Origin of the sequence: Flavobacterium mekongense (genome assembly GCF_047038255.1) — a bacterium.
In the GTDB taxonomy this organism is placed as follows: Bacteria; Bacteroidota; Bacteroidia; order Flavobacteriales; family Flavobacteriaceae; genus Flavobacterium; species Flavobacterium mekongense.
Map to the genome: position 1 here is coordinate 243,006 of NZ_CP174374.1, position 18,423 is coordinate 261,428.

Sequence of the window (18,423 nt, forward strand, 5' to 3'; positions counted from 1 at the left end):
CAGATGATTATTCAAAAAACCGCAGAAGAAATCGAATTGATGCGCGAAAGTGCCTTGTTGGTTTCCAAAACCTTAGGCATGATAGCCACCGAAATAAAACCGGGTGTAACCACTTTACAACTCGACAAGTTAGCCGAACAATTCATTCGTGACCACCAAGCGGTTCCGGGATTTTTAGGCTTGTATGGCTGTCCGTCAACTTTGTTAACCAGCGTTAACGAACAAGTAGTTCATGGTTTGCCTACCAGCCGCCCAATTGAAGAAGGCGATATCGTATCGGTAGATTGCGGTGTTTTGAAAAATGAATTTTACGGCGATCACGCTTATACTTTTGAAATTGGGGATGTGGCACCGGCGACCAAAAAATTACTACAAATTACCAAAGAAAGTTTGTACGTTGGAATCCGCGAGTTTAAAATAGGAAACCGCGTAGAAGATGTTGGAAATGCCATTCAAAAATACACCGAAGCGCATGGCTACGGCGTAGTACGAGAATTAGTCGGACACGGATTAGGACGCGTCATGCACGAAGCACCCGAAATGCCTAATTACGGTAAAAAAGGCCGAGGCAAATTATTTGTAGAAGGCATGGTGGTAGCTATCGAACCGATGATTAACATGGGAAGTCGCAACATCAAAACCTTAAAAGACGGCTGGACAATAGTAACCGCTGACAAAAAACCAAGTGCGCATTTTGAACACAATGTAGCTTTGGTAAACGGCAAGCCCGAATTGCTCTCGACTTTTGCCTATATCTACAAAGCTTTAGGTATCGAGAGTAACGAAGAAGATGAATTCCGTCAAAAACCATTAGTGCTGTAATGAAGAAATTATTCAAATTCATCTTAAACACTATTCCGAGACCCATTTTAATTCGGTTAAGTATTGTAGTGCGTCCGATTTTGGCTTTTGTTTTGAAAGGCAGTCGTTTTACCGACCCGATTGATGGGAAAAGTTTCCGTATGTTTTTGCCTTACGGTTACGGTAACCAAAGAAATAACGTATTGTCTCCGAGTACACTTTCGTTGGAAAGACACCGTTTGTTGTGGTTGTATTTGCAAAACGAAACTGATTTTTTCACTGCCAAAGACAAAAAGAAAGTTTTGCACTTTGCGCCCGAACAAGAATTTTACAAACGTTTCAAGAAGCAAAGCAATATCGAGTATACGACCACCGATTTACTTTCACCATTAGCAGATGTGAAGGCTGACATTTGTAACTTACCTTTTGAAGACAACCAATACGACATTATTTTTTGCAACCACGTTTTGGAACACATTCCGGATGACACTAAAGCCATGCAAGAATTGTATCGCGTGCTAAAACCCGGCGGTATGGGTATTTTCCAGATTCCGCAAGATTTGTCCAGGGCCGTTACTTTTTCTGATGACACCATCACCGATCAAAAAGAGCGCGCTAAAATTTTCGGACAATACGATCACGTTCGCGTTTACGGAAGGGATTATTTCGATAAATTGAGAAGCATTGGATTTACTGTAATCGAAGAAGATTATACACACAAGATTGCTCCTGAATTGGTAGAAAAATATTGTTTGGCCAAAGGCGAAATTATTCCCGTTTGTTACAAATAAAAAACCGCAAATTCACAAATTATCAATCTGCGAATCTGCGGTAAATCTTTTCAAAAAATCTATTCCGGCATTAAAACACCAATGGCTTTATCTTTGGTTAAATATTTCTTTGCTACCTCTTGAATTTCTTTGGCAGTAACAGCTTTTACTTTTTCTGACGCTGTTAAAATTTCCTCAGGATTTGAGCCATTCATAAACGAGCGGGTAAAATTAGTCAACCAATAACGGTTTTCTTTGATTTTCTTTTTATACTCTAAAGCTTCAGCTTCTTTGTATTTGTTGACGTCTTTTTCTTCCGGACCGTTTTTAACAATTTTATCCAATTCAGCCAAAGCCGATGCCGTTAGTTTTTCAGCATTTTCCGGACCGCATGGGAAACTGATGTTAAACCCGTATGATTCATATGGGATTTTAGACATACTGCCACGGGCACTAACGCCGTACACGCCACTTTCGTTTTCTCTTAATTCTTCCACCAATTTAATGGTAAGCACTTCACCCAAAGCAGTCATAGCAACAGCGTCATTTGATGAATATACTGCATCACCATAGTACATAATGGTTACATTACTTTTAGGGTCTTTCCCTTTGTTGATTACTTTTTTGAGATCGCCCGTTAAAAAGCGGTAACCTAAATCTTTGGCAGTTTCTTTTGTATTATTAGAAGGCAAGGAGGCAATATACTTTTTAGCAAAACTTTCCATAGCTGCATCATCAACATTACCAACAAAGAAGAATTCAAAATCAGCCGCATTGGCAAAGCGTTCTTTGAATTTTTTGTACGCTAATTCATAATCCGTGGCTGCCCATTTTTCTTCTGTTGGTACGATGCCGTTCCATCTTGGATTTTCTTTGTTCAAATAGCCGTAAAACTCTTGTTGGAAATAAAATCCGGGTTGTGAAATCATATTCCCCATAAAGTTGGATTGCTTTTGTTTGTAGCCTTCAAAAGCCGCTTTATCAAAATTCAAATCGGTAAAATAAGCGTGTAACATTTGGAACGCATACTCTAAATCTTTAGGTGTGGTATTTCCTCTGAAACCTTCGGTTACATTGCTGATGTAAGGAGTAACTGAGGCAATTTTGCCGGCCATAAACTTATCGATATCGTTTTGGGTTAAGCCGGAAAATCCGGCTTCTGTTAAACCATTATTAGCGAACTGCGTTTTTTTGATTTCTTCATTTGAATACATATTGGTGCCGCCGAAACTAATGGCTTCCAACAAAATTTCGTCGTTTTTGAAGTCGGTTTTCTTATAAGTCACTTTTGCACCGTTAGAAAGCGTTAAAGTGGTGGTCACAATTTTATCATTGGTTTCTTTTTTCACGATAGCGCCTTCTTTAATGGGTTTGCGTAACAAACTTGAAGCTACCGCCTTATCTTCATATGGCTTTAAATCTTTAGTATTAACTACTAAAGCCTCTAAAACTTCTTTTTCCGTTACTTTTTTCAGCCCTTCTTTTTCAGGCGAAGTAATCACCACTACTCTGTTATCGTTTTTGATAAAATCTTTAATTAAACCATTCACTTGTTCCAATTTGATGGAAGAAAGTATTTTTTCAATATTTTGGTATTCCCATTCTATGCCTGGCATCGGGCTTTCCTCTAAGAAATTCGATTGGCATTCCCAGATTAAGTCCTCTGAGTTGGTCTTGTCTCTGTCTTTGTATTGATTTTCTATTCTGGAAATGATTTCGCTTTTGGCTCTTTCAAATTCGCCGGTTGTAAAACCAAACTTTTTGACTCTTTCGTTTTCGGCAACCAATACTTTCAAAGCTTCAATTTGTTTCTTTTCATCAATCATGGCAAAAGATTGGAACGCTTCTTTGTTTCTGGCAAAAGTACCGCCGTGATAAGTATATCCAAAAGTAAATGGTGGTGTTGGGGAATTGGCCAACTCGTTCAAACGGTTATTCAACATGGTTGAAAAAACACCTTCAGCCAATTTATCCTGTAGATCTTTAATGGTTCTGATTTTTTTTTGCACTTCATAATCTTTATACAGCAATTGTATTTGGGCTTGAGCTGCTTCTTTGTCACTTTCAATGGCTACCAAAGTTTCTTTGTGGTTCGGAACATCAAAAACTTTTCTTGGTTTCTCATTTGCCGGATTCTTGTAATTCTCGAAATGATCTTTGATTTTTTGCTCCATTTGCGCCACATCGATATCGCCAATTACAATAACACTCATCAAATTAGGACGATACCAATCTTTGTAAAAGTTAGTTAATTTTTCATAAGTGAAATTTTGAAGGATTTCTTTTTTCCCAATCGGCAAACGATCGGCATATTTGGATTGATACATCATTTTAGGAATGTAACGATCTTCCATTCTTTTGTCGGCGCCTAATCCTAAACGATATTCCTCTAAAACCACCCCTCTTTCTTTATCGATTTCCTCAGGAGTTAAGTTGGCATTAAAAGCCCAATCTTCGATGATTTGGAATCCTTTTTCTAACTTTTCAGGATTGTCGGAAGGCAACGGAAGAAAATACACCGTTTCATCAAAACTGGTATATGCATTGAGGTGTTGGCCAAATTTTATCCCTATGCTTTGCAAGTAATCCACCAATTGATTTTTCGGAAAACGCTTGGTTCCATTAAAGCACATGTGTTCCATAAAGTGCGCCAATCCTTGTTGGTCGTCGTTTTCTAAAATGGAACCGGCATTAATAACCAGTCGCAAATCCACTTTATTTTCAGGCTTACTGTTTTTTCTAATGTAATAAGTGAGTCCATTTTTTAAGGTTCCTTTTTTTACATTCGGATCAAAGGGAATAGCATCGGTTGGTTTTAGCTCCTGAGCAAAAAGTGCCGCCGGAAACAAAAAAAGGACCAATGCCGATTTTAAAATTTGTTTCATAAAAATTTAGATTTTTGTTTTTGAATTAAGGATTATAACGGATAAAAGAAATCTTTATTGTGAAACTAAGAAAAGATTTACGAAATTTAAATCTGATTAACGATAATTTAGCAAGTGCAAAACCGAAATGAGTATGAGTGGCATCATTCGTGTGGTATTAATTAGTATATTTACGTTTCGAAAATTGAATATCATGTTAAAAAAGCGCTTCTGCACCTTAGCTTTATTTATCCTTTGTACCACGGTTTTTGCTCAAGTTGAAAAAGAAATCCCGCCGCCTTACAACATCAAAACCATCAGTTTCGTCCAAAATGGCCAAAACACGATTCCGATTTTCCGATTGGGCGATACTTTCCAGTTTCAATTTGACGACTTGTACGGCAATGAAGCCAATTATTTTTACACCATTACCCATTGCGATTACGATTGGAAACCTTCGCAATTGTTTAAAAACGAATACTTAAATGGTTTCGACGACCAACGCATTCAGGATTACACCAATTCGTTGACCACTTTACAATTGTATTCTCACTATCGCTTAAGTTTCCCGAATCGTTTCACCCAATTTAGAGTCAGCGGCAACTATATTCTCAAAATTTTAAACGATGACAAAGAAGTCGTTTTTACCAAAAAATTCATCCTATATGAAGAATTAGTAACCGTTCCGATGCAAGTCAGAAGAGCCCGTAACTTGTCGGTTACCAATCAGAAACACAACTTAGACTTTACTATAAAGTCGACCACCATCACCTTCCAAAGTCCGCTACAGAATGTCAAAGTAATGTTGCTGCAAAACGGCAAATTTGACAATGCCATTACCGGAATCAAACCCCAATACACTATCGGTAACGATTTGATTTACCGATACGATGCCGAAACCCAATTTTGGGCTGGTAATGAGTTTTTATTTTTTGAAAACAAAGACATCCGAGCGGCCAACAACAGCATTGGACGAATTGATTCCAACGGCGGCATTTACAATGCACACTTGTATTTAAATGAAGCCAGAGCCAGTGCGCCTTATACTTATTATCCGGACATCAACGGCAATTTCATCGTTAAAAACATCAACGCCCAAAACAACGAGATTGAAGCCGATTACGCCTGGGTATTTTTTACGCTGTCGGCACCGAATTACTTTGGGAAAAAGTCAGTTTATGTTAATGGTATGTTCAACGGTTTTGCTATAGGCGAAGAAAACAAAATGGAATACAACGCCGAGAAAGCCGTTTACGAAAAAGCCATCATGATTAAGCAAGGATTTACCAACTATCAATACGTGATTGCAGATGCTAACGGTAAAGTTGATGAAGAGAATGCCATCGACGGTAACTTTCACCAAACCGAAAACAATTATTTTGCCTTGGTATATTACCGCGAAAACAACCAACGTTACGATCGCATTATCGGCAAAGGAATTGCCAGTTCGGTTGATATCACTTACTAATCAAAATTTAACATCTAATTCATCTGAGCAAGCGTATTTTTTGTAAATTTGACAACGTAATAGAATGAATACTACATGGTTTCGCAAATAACAAGAGGCATTAAAATTTCGGTTCTGACTAGTTTTGAAGGCACTTACTTCAAAAACTACAAGATTCATTTTGCCTTTAGTTATGAAATCACCATAGAAAACCACAGCAAAGATTCGGTGCAACTCAACTCACGCCATTGGGAAATTTTAGATTCTCTCAATGAAAAAGAAATTGTGGACGGCGAAGGTGTAATTGGCAAAAAACCGGTATTAAAACCCGGTGAAAAACACACTTACAATTCGGGTTGCTTGTTATCGTCTCCGTTTGGAGCTATGAGTGGTTACTTTACCATGATTAATTTCACTACCACCAAATCCTTTAAAGTGATAGTGCCAACCTTTAAGTTGAGTGCCCCATTTGCCTTGAATTAAAAGTGTGGTTTCTACAAAATTAATCTTTGACTTCCCGTATTAAGAAATCGGAAATTCCTTTGTACTTTTGTGTCAGTTTTTCGGATGCTGATTGTCTGAAATTCTAAGATGTCTAACACTCTAATACTCTAAAATATGCCTAAAGGATTTTTTCATGTCCCTAAAGCGGTCAATGAACCTGTAAAATCATACGCTCCTAACTCGCCTGAAAAAGCAGCCGTTTTAGCAGCCTACCAAAAAATGTGGAACGAAACCATTGATGTTCCCAATTATATCGGAAGCGAAGAAATTCGCACCGGTAATACTCGCAACATGACGGCGCCTCACGACCACCAACACGTGGTTGGCACTTACCATTTAGCCGAAAAGAAGCATGTGGAACAAGCCATTGCTGCTGCTTTGGAAGCCAGAAAAAAATGGGCCAATATGGCTTGGGAACAAAGAGCTGCTATCTTTTTAAAAGCTGCCGAGCTGATTGCCGGACCTTATCGTGCTAAAATCAACGCCGCAACCATGATTGCGCAATCCAAAACTATTTTTCAAGCTGAGATTGATGCTTCTTGTGAATTAATCGACTTCTTGCGTTACAACGTAGAGTTCATGACGCAAATCTACAGCGACCAACCCAAATCGGTTTCTGATGTATGGAATCGTGTAGAATACCGTCCTTTAGAAGGGTTTGTTTACGCCATCACGCCTTTTAATTTTACTGCCATCGCCGCTAACCTTCCTGCTAGCGCTGCATTAATGGGCAACACTGTGGTTTGGAAACCTAGTGACAGTCAGGTTTTCTCGGCAAAAATCATTATTGATGTATTCCAAGAAGCCGGTGTACCAGATGGTGTAATTAACGTAGTTTTCGGAGATCCGGTAATGATTACTGATACCGTTTTGGCCAGTCCTGATTTTGCCGGAGTACATTATACCGGTTCCACTTTTGTATTCAAAGAAATTTGGAAAAAAATCGGCCAAAACATCCACACTTACAAAACATACCCAAGAATCGTTGGAGAAACCGGAGGAAAAGACTTTGTGATGGTTCACCCGAGCGCTAACGTGAAACAAGTGGTAGCCAACACCATTCGCGGTGCTTTTGAATTCCAAGGTCAAAAATGTTCAGCCGCTTCAAGAGCGTATTTCCCAAAATCACTTTGGCCTGCTATTAAAGAAGAAATGGGCAAAGAGTTGGCCACCATCAAAATGGGAAGCCCTGAAGATTTTTCCAATTTCGTTACTGCAGTAATTCACGAAGGTTCTTTTGATAAATTGGCTAAATATATCGACCAAGCCAAACAAGATGCAGACGCTGAAGTAATTTTTGGCGGCAATTATGATAAATCGAAAGGCTATTTCATCGAACCAACCGTGATCTTGACCTCCAATCCAAAATACACGACTATGGAAACCGAGTTGTTCGGACCGGTATTAACAGTTTATGTGTATGAAGATGCCCAATGGTCAGAAACTTTAAAACTGGTTGATGAAACTTCAGAATATGCTTTAACCGGAGCTATTTTCAGTAGAGATCGTTATGCCATAGAGGAAGCTACTTTGGCATTACAAAACAGTGCCGGAAATTTCTACATCAACGATAAACCAACCGGAGCTGTAGTGGGCATGCAACCATTTGGTGGCGCCAGAGCATCGGGAACCAACGATAAAGCGGGTTCTATGCAAAATTTATTGCGATGGGTTTCTCCAAGAACCATCAAGGAAACTTTTGTAACACCTGCCGATTATCGCTATCCGTTTTTGGGAGAATAATCGTATCTTATTCAAAATCAAAAAAGTCCGGGTTTACACTCGGACTTTTTTTTACGATTCAAATGGTATTTTTTGTATATTCGAGCGTCAAAAACAAAATTGAAAACTATGAAAAAAATTACGCTTCTGATGGTTTGCTTTTTTTCTTTGCTAACTTCGGCGCAAAACAATTCATGTGATTTGCTTCAGGAAAAAAGTCAAACTAAAATCATTTATGACAGGGTTTTCGGTCTGTCCAATGCTACTCAATTAAAACAAAAAGAAGTCAGTTCAACCTATTTCATTCAACTGTATCACGAACTGCAAAGAGCCGATTTTTTGGCACGTTTGCCTAAATTGGAAGTATTGAGAGAAGCTGCCAAACTAGGCGCTGTTCGCAGGGAAATTCCTTTGTGTGTTTTGATTAGCGATTTTGAAAGCATCAATCAGAATGCAACAGAAAACGGAGATGTTTTTTTAAATGCCAATCAACAATACGAATATAAAAATGGCGGTGAAAATATCTTTCATCGTCACGCTGTAAATCTGATTTCCCCTTTGGTGTTTAAATCAAGATCCAACACTGTGACTTTCATTTTGAAAGAGGAATTTGTTTTCAACACCACCAATCGAACCCTAAGCAGCATTGCCTACCAAGTCAAAGAAGACGGCCAATGGAGTCGCATTCAACAAAACCAACCTTTCACGATTCGTTTCAATGAAGAAGGTTTACAAACAGTAAACTGTAGATTGCAGTTCAGCAACGGAGAAACCACTTATCAGTCTTTTGTAATTCAAGTTGAATCGGGCCTTGCTACTACTGCCAGAAACACTCAAAACACTTATGCTCCCAATGCTATTACCACTGTAACAGCAACCATTCCATACCAAGGCTTTGGGGAAACAGCCGCTTACTTCGGACAAGGAGAATACGAAATTTTCCCGGATACCGTTGATGGTATTTTAGACAAACCGGTTTTTTTAGTGGATGGATTTGATCCCGGAGACGCCAGAAGTATTGCCTTAACCTATGCCGGTTTAAATTATGGCACCAACCAAAACTTAGCCGATTATTTGAGATCACTGGGTTTTGATATTGTTATCGTAAATTTTCCGAATTACACTCGTCCGAACTCCACTACAGTGGTTGATGGTGGAGTCGACTTCATCCAAAGAAATGCTTTTGTATTAGTTGAAGTGATTAACCAAATCAACGCTCAAAAAGTTGGCAACGAGAAAAATGTAGTTATCGGACCAAGTATGGGCGGATTAATCTCTCGCTATGCCTTGCGTTACATGGAAATGAACAACTTGGATCACGACACTCGTTTGTATATCTCTTTTGATTCTCCACACCAAGGAGCCAATGTTCCTATTGGATTCCAACACTTGTTTAATTATATGGCTTACGGACCATTGGGCAGTACAGCAGTCCAACCGGTTGTGGATGGATTGATTAAAAGTGCGGCTGCCCGACAAATGTTAATCGACCATATGGAAGGCCATCTGCAAAGCGGAAGTGCTTTTGAATTCAATACCGCTACGGCTTCACTGTTGCCTACAGGTGCGCCCAATTTCAGAAATGCATTCCAAAATGAATTGAATGCAATGGGATTCCCGGCTACTGTAAGAAACGTATCTATAGCGAACGGAGCAGGAAACGGCACTATGAACTACAGTCCGAATTTTGAAGTCATGAACCATACGTTCAATGTAACTTCCACACAAAGAGCCATTATCAACCTTAGGTTTACACCTGCCGCCAATCAAACCAATCAAGTAAGTCGCTTTAGAGGACAACAATATGTGTTCATCACTTGGGTTACTGGTTTTGAAAGTTTGGCCAATTCGAAAGCTCCGGCTGATACCGATGGTTTAGACTCAGCTCCGGGTGGACGATTTGACATGAGTGGATTCCAAGCTGATTTGGGAACAGATCCACTACTAACAGAGTTCTTCAACAACTTGAATGCCGATTATTTTACGTTTATTCCCACTTGGAGTTCTATGGCAATTTCGGGCACAAATAATCTTTATGCACCGGTTACAGGTGCCTCAACAACACCTTTTGTAGCGTCATCCATTCCTACTGTTAATGAGAATCACGTGACTTTAACCTCAAACAACGTGACTTTTGCTTTGAATGAAATCATCTCAGGTGCTTTGGCTACAACTGATCAAGCCCTAACTTCGCTTTGGATTAAAAACCCTGTTGAAAAAACGATAGAAATCAACAGTTCCTATTCAATTGAAAATGCTGCTATCACCATTACAGATATGTTAGGTAAAACCATTTATACTGTCAATCATCAAAACATCAATGGTACGCTTGAAATTCCGGTTTCATTGATGAAAGGGATTTACCTTATCAACATCAACACCGAAAACGGCAGTATTACCAAGAAGATTATTAAAAACTAAAAAAAAAGCCTCTCGATGGAGAGGCTTTTTTTATGGCTTAAACTTTAACGGCAAATGCACTACTTTTTTGGTTTCGAAAAAAGGATCCGAAAAAAAGTCGGCTATGTTGTACTCCGTTGCTTTTGGAAAGTTTTTTAACTCTTCGGTTAAATCGCCTCCTTTTAAGTATAAAATACCGTTGTGTAAGGTGTGCTTGTTTTGCTTTTTGATCTTATCCTTAATCCAACTGTGAAAATCAGGCATATTGGTTACGGCTCTGCTGACAATAAAGTCATAATCGCCTTTTACATTTTCGGCTCTCATTTGTTCCGCTTTGACATTTTTCAAACCCAAACCTTCAGCAACCGCTTGTACCACTTTGATCTTCTTGGCAATAACATCAATCAAATAAAAACGGGTTTCGGGAAATAAAATAGCCAAAGGAATTCCCGGAAAACCTCCTCCGGTGCCTACATCCAAAATGTAAGTTCCGGGTTCAAAAGGCTGTACTTTAGCAATGGCTAACGAATGCAAAACGTGTTTGGTGTACAATTCATCTATATCTTTTCGGGAAATAACGTTAATCTTCGCATTCCAATCGTGATACAACGCTTCCAATTTACGAAACTGTAAAAGCTGATTATCAGTAAGATTAGGAAATTGTTTAATAATTTCTTCCATAAAAAGAGTTTTCAACAAAAATAGCGTTTTCGTTGATATTTATGATAGCTTTATCATCTTTAAAATAATTATATAATTATCTTTACGGAAATTTTTAGAATACCCTTTTATTTATGAATACCACAACACCCGTTTTCTCTAAGAACGACAACCTCAAGTTTTTCAGAACACTTAACTCCAGAGTAAACAACTACTTCAAAGAAAACAACCTCGACAAAACCGGAAATTGGAAATTACATCTTAAAACGATTGTGATGTTTACCATTTTCCTAACTCCATATTTTATCTTATTAGCCATGGATATGCCTTTTTGGGCTTATTTGTTATTGAACGTAGTTATAGGAATCGGTATGGCCGGCGTTGGGATGAATGTAATGCACGACGGAAACCACGGCTCCTACTCAACAAAATCGTGGGTGAACAAAATCATGGGCGGCAGTATATATATCTTGGCCGGTAATGTTTATAATTGGCAAGTACAACACAACGTTTTACACCACACTTACACTAACATTTTAGGCCACGATGAAGATTTAGAGGCCGGACGAATTTTGCGTTTTTCCAAAACCGCCAAATGGTACCGTTTTCATAAATTCCAACACTACTACTCCATCTTCTTGTATGGTTTGTTAACCTTTAACTGGGCCATCACTACCGATTTCCTTCAAATGAAACGCTATTTGAAAAGAAACTTGTCTTACGGTGAGTTTAAAAAACCGGTAATTCGTTGGACAACCTTAATCATTACTAAAGTCATTTATTTTTCCATTTGGTTAGTGCTTCCTATAGTTATGGGAATCTCTTGGTGGAAAGTAGTTTTAGGATTTTTGGTAATGCATTATACCGCAGGGGTCATTTTGAGTGTAGTCTTCCAATTAGCACACGTGGTTGAAGACACTCACAATCCTGTACCGGATGAAAACGGCGAAATCGAAAACACTTGGGCCATTCACCAATTATTCACTACTGCCAACTTTGCCCCTAAAAACTGGTTGGTAAACTACTACACCGGCGGATTAAACCACCAAATCGAGCACCACATTTTCCCAAATATCAGCCATATTCACTACGGCAAAATCGCCGAGATAGTGAAGCAAACGGCCAAAGAATGTGAGTTGCCTTATTACGAATTCAAAACCACGCGAGCGGCCATCATTTCTCACTTCAAACATTTGAAAGAACTGGGAAGACAACCGCAGCTTGCCTAATACCTAAACAGACGCCGACTTGGCGTCTGTTTATTTAACCCCATTTTAAACACAACACAATGAGTATTTTATCGGACAGAATTAACAATCTATCTACGTCGCAAACCCTGGCTATGGCAGCATTGGCCAGAGAATTAAAAGCCCAAGGCAAAGACATTATCAGCCTCAGTTTAGGGGAACCCGATTTCAACACGCCCGACTTCATTAAAGAAGCGGCCAAAAAAGCCATCGATGACAACTACAGCACTTACACCCCGGTTGACGGTTATGTAGAACTCAAAGAGGCCATTTGCCGAAAGTTCAAAAGAGACAACAATCTCGATTACAAACCCAGCAACATAGTGGTTTCCACCGGTGCCAAACAATCCTTATACAACGTGGCGCAAGTCATGCTAAACGAAGGCGACGAAGTGATCCTTCCCGCTCCTTATTGGGTTTCTTATTACGAAATTATCAAATTGTCCGGTGGCGTTCCGGTAGAAGTCCCAACATCGGTTGAAAGCGATTTTAAAATCACGCCCGAGCAATTGGAAAAGGCCATCACGCCTAAAACCAAAATGATGTGGTTCAGTTCTCCTTGCAATCCAAGCGGTTCGGTATATAACCGTGAAGAATTAGAAGCCATCGGCAAAGTCTTAGAAAAACACCCAAATATCTACATCGTTTCCGACGAGATCTACGAGCACATCAATTTTTCCGGAACATTTTGCAGTATCGCTACTATTCCGGGCTTGTTCGACAGAACCATTACGGTTAACGGTGTCGCCAAAGCCTTCGCCATGACCGGTTGGAGAATTGGTTACATCGGCGCACCCGAAATCATCGCCAAAGCGTGTACCAAAATGCAAGGCCAAGTCACTTCAGGCGCTAACTCAATCGCACAAAGAGCCACCATTACTGCCGTAGATGCTGATCCAAGTGTGTTAAACGACATGGTTTCCGCCTTCAAAAACCGCAGAGACTTGGTAGTCGCCTTAGCCAAAGAAATTCCGGGCTTCAAAATCAACGTGCCTGAAGGCGCTTTCTATTTGTTCCCGGATGTTTCCGCCTATTTCGGTCAAACCTTACGCGGAAAAACCATCAACAACGCCGACGATTTCTCTATGTATTTGCTTTCCGAAGCCAATGTAGCTACGGTAACCGGAGACGCTTTCGGAAATCCAAACTGCATCCGTTTGTCTTACGCGACCAGCGAAGCCTTACTGACAGAAGCTTTTAAAAGAATTAAGGAAGCATTAGCTTAAAACCATACGCCTCAAGGAAACTTGGGGCTTTTTTATAGCGTTACCCTTTGGGTCAGGCTTTCGGCTTTATCTCTCCGCTACACTGCGAGGATATCGCCTCAATCCTTAACGCAAAACAGACCGCTTAGACATTTTAGAATGTCAGACACTTTCGTAAAAGTTCTGATTTTTTTTTAAATCTAAGAAGTCTAAAAATCTAACAATCTAACAGGTCTAAACATGACTAAAAAAATACTACTTCTCGGTTCCGGCGAACTCGGCAAAGAATTCGTCATCGCAGCCCAACGCATCGGGCAGAAAGTAATTGCTGTAGACAGCTACGAAAACGCACCTGCTATGCAAGTGGCCCACCACTTCGAAGTCATCAACATGCTCGATGGCGCTGAACTCGACCGTATTGTAGCCCAACACCAACCGGATTTTATCGTGCCCGAAATCGAAGCCATTCGCACCGAACGTTTCTACGATTATGAGAAACAAGGCATCACTGTTGTGCCATCTGCAAAAGCAGCGAACTTCACCATGAACCGTAAAGCCATCCGCGATTTGGCTGCCAAAGAACTAGGTTTGAGAACCGCCAAGTACCGCTACGCAACCTCAGCCGAAGAACTGCAAAAAGCAGTAGCGGAAGTCGGCATTCCTTGTGTCGTAAAACCGTTGATGAGTTCCTCCGGCAAAGGCCAATCCACCATCAAAACCGAAGCCGATATTTTAAAAGCCTGGCAATACGCCGAGGAAGGGTCACGTGGCGATATCATCGAAGTGATTGTAGAAGCATTTGTCAATTTTCATTCCGAGATTACTTTGTTGACCGTTACTCAAAATGGCAATCCAACGTTGTTCTGTGCGCCAATCGGTCACCGACAAGAGCGTGGCGATTACCAAGAAAGTTGGCAACCGGCAACAGTTTCCGACAAAGACCTTCAAGAAGCCCAAAACATGGCACGAAAAGTCACCGAAGCGTTGGGCGGCGCGGGTTTATTTGGCGTTGAATTTTTCCTGACCGACGATGGTGTTTATTTCTCAGAATTATCACCAAGACCACACGATACCGGTATGGTAACCTTAGCCGGAACGCAAAACTTCAACGAATTTGAATTGCATTTGCGCGCCGTTTTGAGCTTACCAATCTTTGAAATTAAGTTGGAAAAAGCCGGAGCCAGTGCTGTAATCTTGGCCGATGGCCATTCAACTAACCCAACCTACAGCGGAATTCCAAACGTGGCTGCTTTAGCTAAAACTGATTTTCGTATCTTTGGGAAACCAAGTGCTCGTCCTTACCGCAGAATGGGAGTCGTTTTAACACATGATTCGTTAGAAACTCCAATTGAAAACGTAGTAGAAAGAGCCAAAGAAACCTCAAAATTAGTAACCGTAAATTTATAATAATGAAGAAATTATTGTTATTGGCTTTCCTTACTATAGGAATCAACGCCATGAATGCCCAAGAAAAAAAGCCACAAGTAGTAGAAGCTTCTTGCGGACAATGCCAATTCGGAATGAAAGGCAAAGCCGGTTGTGATTTAGCTGTTCGCATAGATGGAAAAACCTATTTTGTAGACGGAACCGACATCAACAAACACGGAGATGCTCACGCTGATGATGGGTTTTGCTCAGCCATCAGAAAAGCGGAAGTCGTGGGAGAAATTAAAAACGACCGATTCGTAGCTTCGAGTTTTAAGTTACTACCACTAAAAAAAGAAGACCACAACAACCACGACGGTCACCAACATTAAAAATCAAGCGGCCTTTCAGAAACGAAAGGCCGCTTTTTTTGGCGCTATTTTCGTATTTTTGAAACCATGAGCCTGATTTTAGACAACATCGCCAAACACATTTCCCTAACACCCGAAGAGGAACAACTGTTTTTGTCTAAAACCGAAACGCGACAAGTCAAAGCCAAAACCATTTTACAAAATGCCGGTCAGGTTTGCAAGGATGGCTACTTTGTGAATTCGGGTTTGTTGCGCAGCTTCAGCATTAACGACAACATAGTCGAACATGTGATGAGTTTTGCTTGTGAAGGTTGGTGGATTAGCGACATGTACAGTTTACTTTCCCAAAAACCCGGTAATCTGTTTATTGAAGTAATGGAAGATGCCGAAATCATAGTCCTCTCTAAAGAAAATCAAGAACAACTTTACCTTGAAATTCCAAAATTGGAACGCTTTTTCAGAATTTTAATCGAAAACTCTTTGGTGGCCAACCAAGAACGTCTGATGGACAACCTAAGCTTAACCGCTGAAGAACGCTATGAAAAATTCTGCAAAAAATACCCATCACTCATTCAAAAATTACCGCAAAAACAAATTGCTTCTTACATTGGCGTGACTCCTGAATTTTTTAGTAAAATGAAAGCGCGAATGCTTAAAAAATAGTCTAAGTACTCAGTCCCAGTTTATAGAAATACTAAACTGAAAACTGTGACTGCAACTGTCAACTCACTTCTTAATCTACATTAAGTGTCTCCGCTTACTCTTGATTGTAAATTTGTATCATAATAATTACTAAATTTATATACTATGAAAAATACCATTTTACACAAAGCCGAGACCAGAGGACATGCCAATCATGGTTGGTTGGATGCGCACCATACCTTTAGTTTTGCCAGTTACTATAATCCCGACCGAGTACAGTTTGGCGTTTTGCGCGTATTAAACGACGACATAGTGGCCGGTGGTATGGGATTCGGTACCCATCCGCACGACAATATGGAAATCATCACCATTCCGCTCGAAGGCGATTTGGCGCACAAAGACAGCATGGGCAACACTGAAGTCATCAAATTTGGTGATGTACAAGTCATGAGTGCCGGAACCGGAATCCAACACAGTGAGTTCAATCCGAATCACGACCGCAGAACCAATTTGCTGCAAATTTGGGTCTTCCCGAAATACCGCAATGTGGAACCGCGTTACCAACAAATAACCTTAGACACCACCGACCGTCACAATAAGTTACAACAAATTTTATCTCCTAATACCGATGATGCCGGTGTTTGGATCCACCAAGATGCTTGGTTTCACATGGGCAATTTAGACCAAGGCGTAACTTTGGAATACAGCCGTAAATTAGAAGGCAACGGACTTTACGTATTTGTAATCAAAGGAAGTGTGAAAGTAGACGGACAAGACTTGGCCCAACGCGATGGCTTAGGGATAACAGAATTTGAAAAAGTAACTTTTGAAGCTACTTCCGATGCTGAAATCTTGTTGATGGAAGTACCAATGTTTCAATAATTAGAAATCACCGCAAATTCGCAAACCAAATAATTTGCGGTTAAACCTTAAAAAGATGCAAAACGAAGTACAACTTAAAATTGAGGGCAAAAAAGGCTTTTTTTACATTGAAATAGAGGGCAAGCAAGAAGCCATGATGACCTTTGTTTTTGCCGGCGAAGATAAAATCATCATCGATCACACCGAAGTCAATCTCGGTAATGAAGGCAAAGGCTTTGGCAAAAAAATGGTCACCAAAGCCGTGGAATATGCTCGAGAAAACAACCTCAAAATCATCCCGCTCTGTCCGTTTGCCAAAAGTGTATTTGACAAGGTGGCCGAATTTAGAGACGTTTTATAATTAATAGTTATGGCAAATCTTTTAGAAAATAACGTAGAAGGTAAAATTGGTACCCAAAAATATTTGTGTTCCATCACATGGCGCAACGGCACTTTGTTGATGGATGAACCGGAAAATGTGGGCGGACAAAATATCGGTCCCGATCCGTTTTCTACTTTTTTAGCCTCTTTGGCCGGTTGTACTTTATCCACCCTACGCATGTATATTGACCGCAAAGGTTGGGATATCCCGGAAATTTTCATTTCACTAAACTTATCTCAGGAAATTAAGGGCGAATTAGTCACTACCATCACTCGTGACATTTCGTTTTCAAACGAAGTAAGTCCGGAAATTAAAGAGCGATTATTGCTGATTGCCGAAAAATGTCCGGTCTCTAAAATTCTGAAAAACCAAATACAAATCGACACTAAAATCTAAAAAACATGGATCCTAAAAACCTAACCAAAGAATACACCAACGGCGAAGTAACCATCGTTTGGCAATCGGGTAAATGCATTCATTCGGCTAATTGCGTCAAAAACAATCCGGACGTATTTAAACCGGCAGCAAAACCCTGGATTACTCCGGAAAATTCGACAACGGAAAAAATCATTGAAACCATAAACAAATGTCCGTCGGGCGCCTTGACGTATTATTTAAACCAAGCAAAATGAAAAGAATACTAGCTTTTGGCGGTTCGTCGAGCCGGAATTCCATTAACAAACAACTGGCGGTTTATGCCGCCAATTTGTTTGAAAATACCAGTATTGAAATATTAGATTTAAACGATTACGATATGCCTGTTTTTTCCGTTGACCGTGAAAAGGAAAACGGAATTCATCCTTTGGCTCAGGATTTTTATGATAAAATTGGTCGAGCTGATTTCATAGTGATTTCCTTGGCCGAGCATAACGGCGCTTATTCAGCCGCTTTCAAAAATATCTTGGATTGGGCATCTCGTATCAACGCTAAAACCTTCCAACAAAAACCCATGCTTTTATTGGCTACTTCTCCCGGTGCTCGTGGCGGCTCTAGTGTTTTGGACATCGCTTCAAAACGATTTCCTTTTCAAGGCGCTGACCTGAAAGGAAGTTTTTCTTTGCCGAGTTTTCACGATAATTTTAAAGACGGAAAAATTGTTAATTCCGAATTGGATCAGACATTGAAAGAAATAGTTTCGAACATCAACTTATAAAAAAGCCCTAACAGCGGTTAGGGCTTTTT

The 18,423-nt window shown here is 40.0% G+C and carries 18 protein-coding genes; 16 read left to right on the forward strand and 2 right to left on the reverse strand.

Annotation, left to right across the window (positions count from 1 at the left end):
- The first annotated feature begins 3 nt into the window (after window positions 1-3).
- Entirely contained in the window at window positions 4-822 is an 819-nt protein-coding gene (gene map / locus ACJG85_RS00935; RefSeq protein ID WP_412464615.1) for a type I methionyl aminopeptidase, read from the forward strand.
- A complete protein-coding gene (locus ACJG85_RS00940) occupies window positions 822-1,592 on the forward strand; it encodes a class I SAM-dependent methyltransferase (RefSeq protein ID WP_412464616.1) in 771 nt (256 codons plus the stop codon). Before map ends, ACJG85_RS00940 begins: the two co-directional genes overlap by 1 nt.
- A gap of 59 nt (window positions 1,593-1,651) precedes the next feature.
- On the opposite strand, the gene ACJG85_RS00945 is transcribed toward ACJG85_RS00940, so the two are convergent.
- Window positions 1,652-4,456 (reverse strand): M16 family metallopeptidase, encoded by a 2,805-nt coding sequence (locus tag ACJG85_RS00945; protein WP_412476714.1) that lies wholly within the window; start codon window positions 4,454-4,456, stop codon window positions 1,652-1,654.
- Window positions 4,457-4,649: 193 nt separating this feature from the next.
- Here ACJG85_RS00945 and ACJG85_RS00950 point away from each other — a divergent pair, with 193 nt between their 5' ends.
- From ACJG85_RS00950 to ACJG85_RS00965, 4 genes are all read left to right on the forward strand, one after another.
- Entirely contained in the window at window positions 4,650-5,903 is a 1,254-nt protein-coding gene (locus ACJG85_RS00950; RefSeq protein ID WP_412477198.1) for a DUF5103 domain-containing protein, read from the forward strand.
- A gap of 75 nt (window positions 5,904-5,978) precedes the next feature.
- Window positions 5,979-6,365 carry a Co2+/Mg2+ efflux protein ApaG gene (gene apaG / locus ACJG85_RS00955; RefSeq protein ID WP_409676514.1) on the forward strand — a complete coding sequence of 129 codons (387 nt, stop codon included), beginning with the start codon at window positions 5,979-5,981 and terminating at the stop codon, window positions 6,363-6,365.
- A gap of 135 nt (window positions 6,366-6,500) precedes the next feature.
- On the forward strand, window positions 6,501-8,129 hold the full coding sequence (pruA, locus tag ACJG85_RS00960; RefSeq protein ID WP_412476715.1) for an L-glutamate gamma-semialdehyde dehydrogenase: 1,629 nt from the start codon (window positions 6,501-6,503) through the stop codon (window positions 8,127-8,129).
- A gap of 108 nt (window positions 8,130-8,237) precedes the next feature.
- On the forward strand, window positions 8,238-10,529 hold the full coding sequence (locus tag ACJG85_RS00965; RefSeq protein WP_412476716.1) for a T9SS type A sorting domain-containing protein: 2,292 nt from the start codon (window positions 8,238-8,240) through the stop codon (window positions 10,527-10,529).
- A 30-nt stretch (window positions 10,530-10,559) separates the two neighbouring features.
- Here ACJG85_RS00965 and rsmG read toward each other — a convergent pair whose 3' ends face one another.
- Window positions 10,560-11,189 (reverse strand): 16S rRNA (guanine(527)-N(7))-methyltransferase RsmG, encoded by a 630-nt coding sequence (rsmG, locus tag ACJG85_RS00970; RefSeq protein WP_409676505.1) that lies wholly within the window; start codon window positions 11,187-11,189, stop codon window positions 10,560-10,562.
- Between the two features lie 113 nt (window positions 11,190-11,302).
- Between rsmG and ACJG85_RS00975 the strand changes: the two genes are divergently transcribed.
- The 10 genes from ACJG85_RS00975 to ACJG85_RS01020 all read left to right on the forward strand — a co-directional run bounded on the left by ACJG85_RS00975 (window position 11,303) and on the right by ACJG85_RS01020 (window position 18,394).
- Complete coding sequence (locus ACJG85_RS00975) at window positions 11,303-12,397, forward strand: fatty acid desaturase family protein (RefSeq protein WP_409676502.1); 1,095 nt, start codon at window positions 11,303-11,305, stop codon at window positions 12,395-12,397.
- 59 nt (window positions 12,398-12,456) lie between these two features.
- Entirely contained in the window at window positions 12,457-13,641 is a 1,185-nt protein-coding gene (locus ACJG85_RS00980; RefSeq protein WP_412464620.1) for a pyridoxal phosphate-dependent aminotransferase, read from the forward strand.
- A gap of 219 nt (window positions 13,642-13,860) precedes the next feature.
- The gene (gene purT / locus ACJG85_RS00985) at window positions 13,861-15,027 is read left to right on the forward strand and encodes a formate-dependent phosphoribosylglycinamide formyltransferase (RefSeq protein ID WP_412476717.1); all 1,167 of its coding nucleotides are present in this window, start codon (window positions 13,861-13,863) and stop codon (window positions 15,025-15,027) included.
- A 2-nt stretch (window positions 15,028-15,029) separates the two neighbouring features.
- Entirely contained in the window at window positions 15,030-15,377 is a 348-nt protein-coding gene (locus tag ACJG85_RS00990) for a DUF6370 family protein (protein ID WP_409676493.1), read from the forward strand.
- Between the two features lie 66 nt (window positions 15,378-15,443).
- On the forward strand, window positions 15,444-16,019 hold the full coding sequence (locus tag ACJG85_RS00995) for a Crp/Fnr family transcriptional regulator (RefSeq protein WP_412476718.1): 576 nt from the start codon (window positions 15,444-15,446) through the stop codon (window positions 16,017-16,019).
- Window positions 16,020-16,163: 144 nt separating this feature from the next.
- Window positions 16,164-16,880: a pirin family protein gene (locus tag ACJG85_RS01000; RefSeq protein ID WP_409676487.1), complete on the forward strand. Its 717-nt coding sequence runs from the start codon at window positions 16,164-16,166 to the stop codon at window positions 16,878-16,880.
- Between the two features lie 55 nt (window positions 16,881-16,935).
- The gene (locus tag ACJG85_RS01005) at window positions 16,936-17,220 is read left to right on the forward strand and encodes a GNAT family N-acetyltransferase (protein WP_412476719.1); all 285 of its coding nucleotides are present in this window, start codon (window positions 16,936-16,938) and stop codon (window positions 17,218-17,220) included.
- A 9-nt stretch (window positions 17,221-17,229) separates the two neighbouring features.
- A complete protein-coding gene (locus ACJG85_RS01010; RefSeq protein WP_290876307.1) occupies window positions 17,230-17,637 on the forward strand; it encodes an OsmC family protein in 408 nt (135 codons plus the stop codon).
- A 5-nt stretch (window positions 17,638-17,642) separates the two neighbouring features.
- On the forward strand, window positions 17,643-17,873 hold the full coding sequence (locus ACJG85_RS01015; RefSeq protein ID WP_409676480.1) for a (4Fe-4S)-binding protein: 231 nt from the start codon (window positions 17,643-17,645) through the stop codon (window positions 17,871-17,873).
- The gene (locus tag ACJG85_RS01020; RefSeq protein WP_412476720.1) at window positions 17,870-18,394 is read left to right on the forward strand and encodes an NADPH-dependent FMN reductase; all 525 of its coding nucleotides are present in this window, start codon (window positions 17,870-17,872) and stop codon (window positions 18,392-18,394) included. The genes ACJG85_RS01015 and ACJG85_RS01020 overlap by 4 nt, the downstream gene beginning before the upstream one ends.
- Window positions 18,395-18,423: the final 29 nt, after the last annotated feature.

What these genes read in the sequence shown, in the direction of transcription:
- map (WP_412464615.1), top strand. Translation starts at nt 4, where the DNA reads ATGATTATTCAAAAAACCGCAGAAGAAATCGAATTGATGCGCGAAAGT.
- ACJG85_RS00940 (WP_412464616.1), top strand. Translation starts at nt 822, where the DNA reads ATGAAGAAATTATTCAAATTCATCTTAAACACTATTCCGAGACCCATT.
- ACJG85_RS00945 (WP_412476714.1), bottom strand. Translation starts at nt 4,456, where the DNA reads ATGAAACAAATTTTAAAATCGGCATTGGTCCTTTTTTTGTTTCCGGCG.
- ACJG85_RS00950 (WP_412477198.1), top strand. Translation starts at nt 4,650, where the DNA reads ATGTTAAAAAAGCGCTTCTGCACCTTAGCTTTATTTATCCTTTGTACC.
- apaG (WP_409676514.1), top strand. Translation starts at nt 5,979, where the DNA reads ATGGTTTCGCAAATAACAAGAGGCATTAAAATTTCGGTTCTGACTAGT.
- pruA (WP_412476715.1), top strand. Translation starts at nt 6,501, where the DNA reads ATGCCTAAAGGATTTTTTCATGTCCCTAAAGCGGTCAATGAACCTGTA.
- ACJG85_RS00965 (WP_412476716.1), top strand. Translation starts at nt 8,238, where the DNA reads ATGAAAAAAATTACGCTTCTGATGGTTTGCTTTTTTTCTTTGCTAACT.
- rsmG (WP_409676505.1), bottom strand. Translation starts at nt 11,189, where the DNA reads ATGGAAGAAATTATTAAACAATTTCCTAATCTTACTGATAATCAGCTT.
- ACJG85_RS00975 (WP_409676502.1), top strand. Translation starts at nt 11,303, where the DNA reads ATGAATACCACAACACCCGTTTTCTCTAAGAACGACAACCTCAAGTTT.
- ACJG85_RS00980 (WP_412464620.1), top strand. Translation starts at nt 12,457, where the DNA reads ATGAGTATTTTATCGGACAGAATTAACAATCTATCTACGTCGCAAACC.
- purT (WP_412476717.1), top strand. Translation starts at nt 13,861, where the DNA reads ATGACTAAAAAAATACTACTTCTCGGTTCCGGCGAACTCGGCAAAGAA.
- ACJG85_RS00990 (WP_409676493.1), top strand. Translation starts at nt 15,030, where the DNA reads ATGAAGAAATTATTGTTATTGGCTTTCCTTACTATAGGAATCAACGCC.
- ACJG85_RS00995 (WP_412476718.1), top strand. Translation starts at nt 15,444, where the DNA reads ATGAGCCTGATTTTAGACAACATCGCCAAACACATTTCCCTAACACCC.
- ACJG85_RS01000 (WP_409676487.1), top strand. Translation starts at nt 16,164, where the DNA reads ATGAAAAATACCATTTTACACAAAGCCGAGACCAGAGGACATGCCAAT.
- ACJG85_RS01005 (WP_412476719.1), top strand. Translation starts at nt 16,936, where the DNA reads ATGCAAAACGAAGTACAACTTAAAATTGAGGGCAAAAAAGGCTTTTTT.
- ACJG85_RS01010 (WP_290876307.1), top strand. Translation starts at nt 17,230, where the DNA reads ATGGCAAATCTTTTAGAAAATAACGTAGAAGGTAAAATTGGTACCCAA.
- ACJG85_RS01015 (WP_409676480.1), top strand. Translation starts at nt 17,643, where the DNA reads ATGGATCCTAAAAACCTAACCAAAGAATACACCAACGGCGAAGTAACC.
- ACJG85_RS01020 (WP_412476720.1), top strand. Translation starts at nt 17,870, where the DNA reads ATGAAAAGAATACTAGCTTTTGGCGGTTCGTCGAGCCGGAATTCCATT.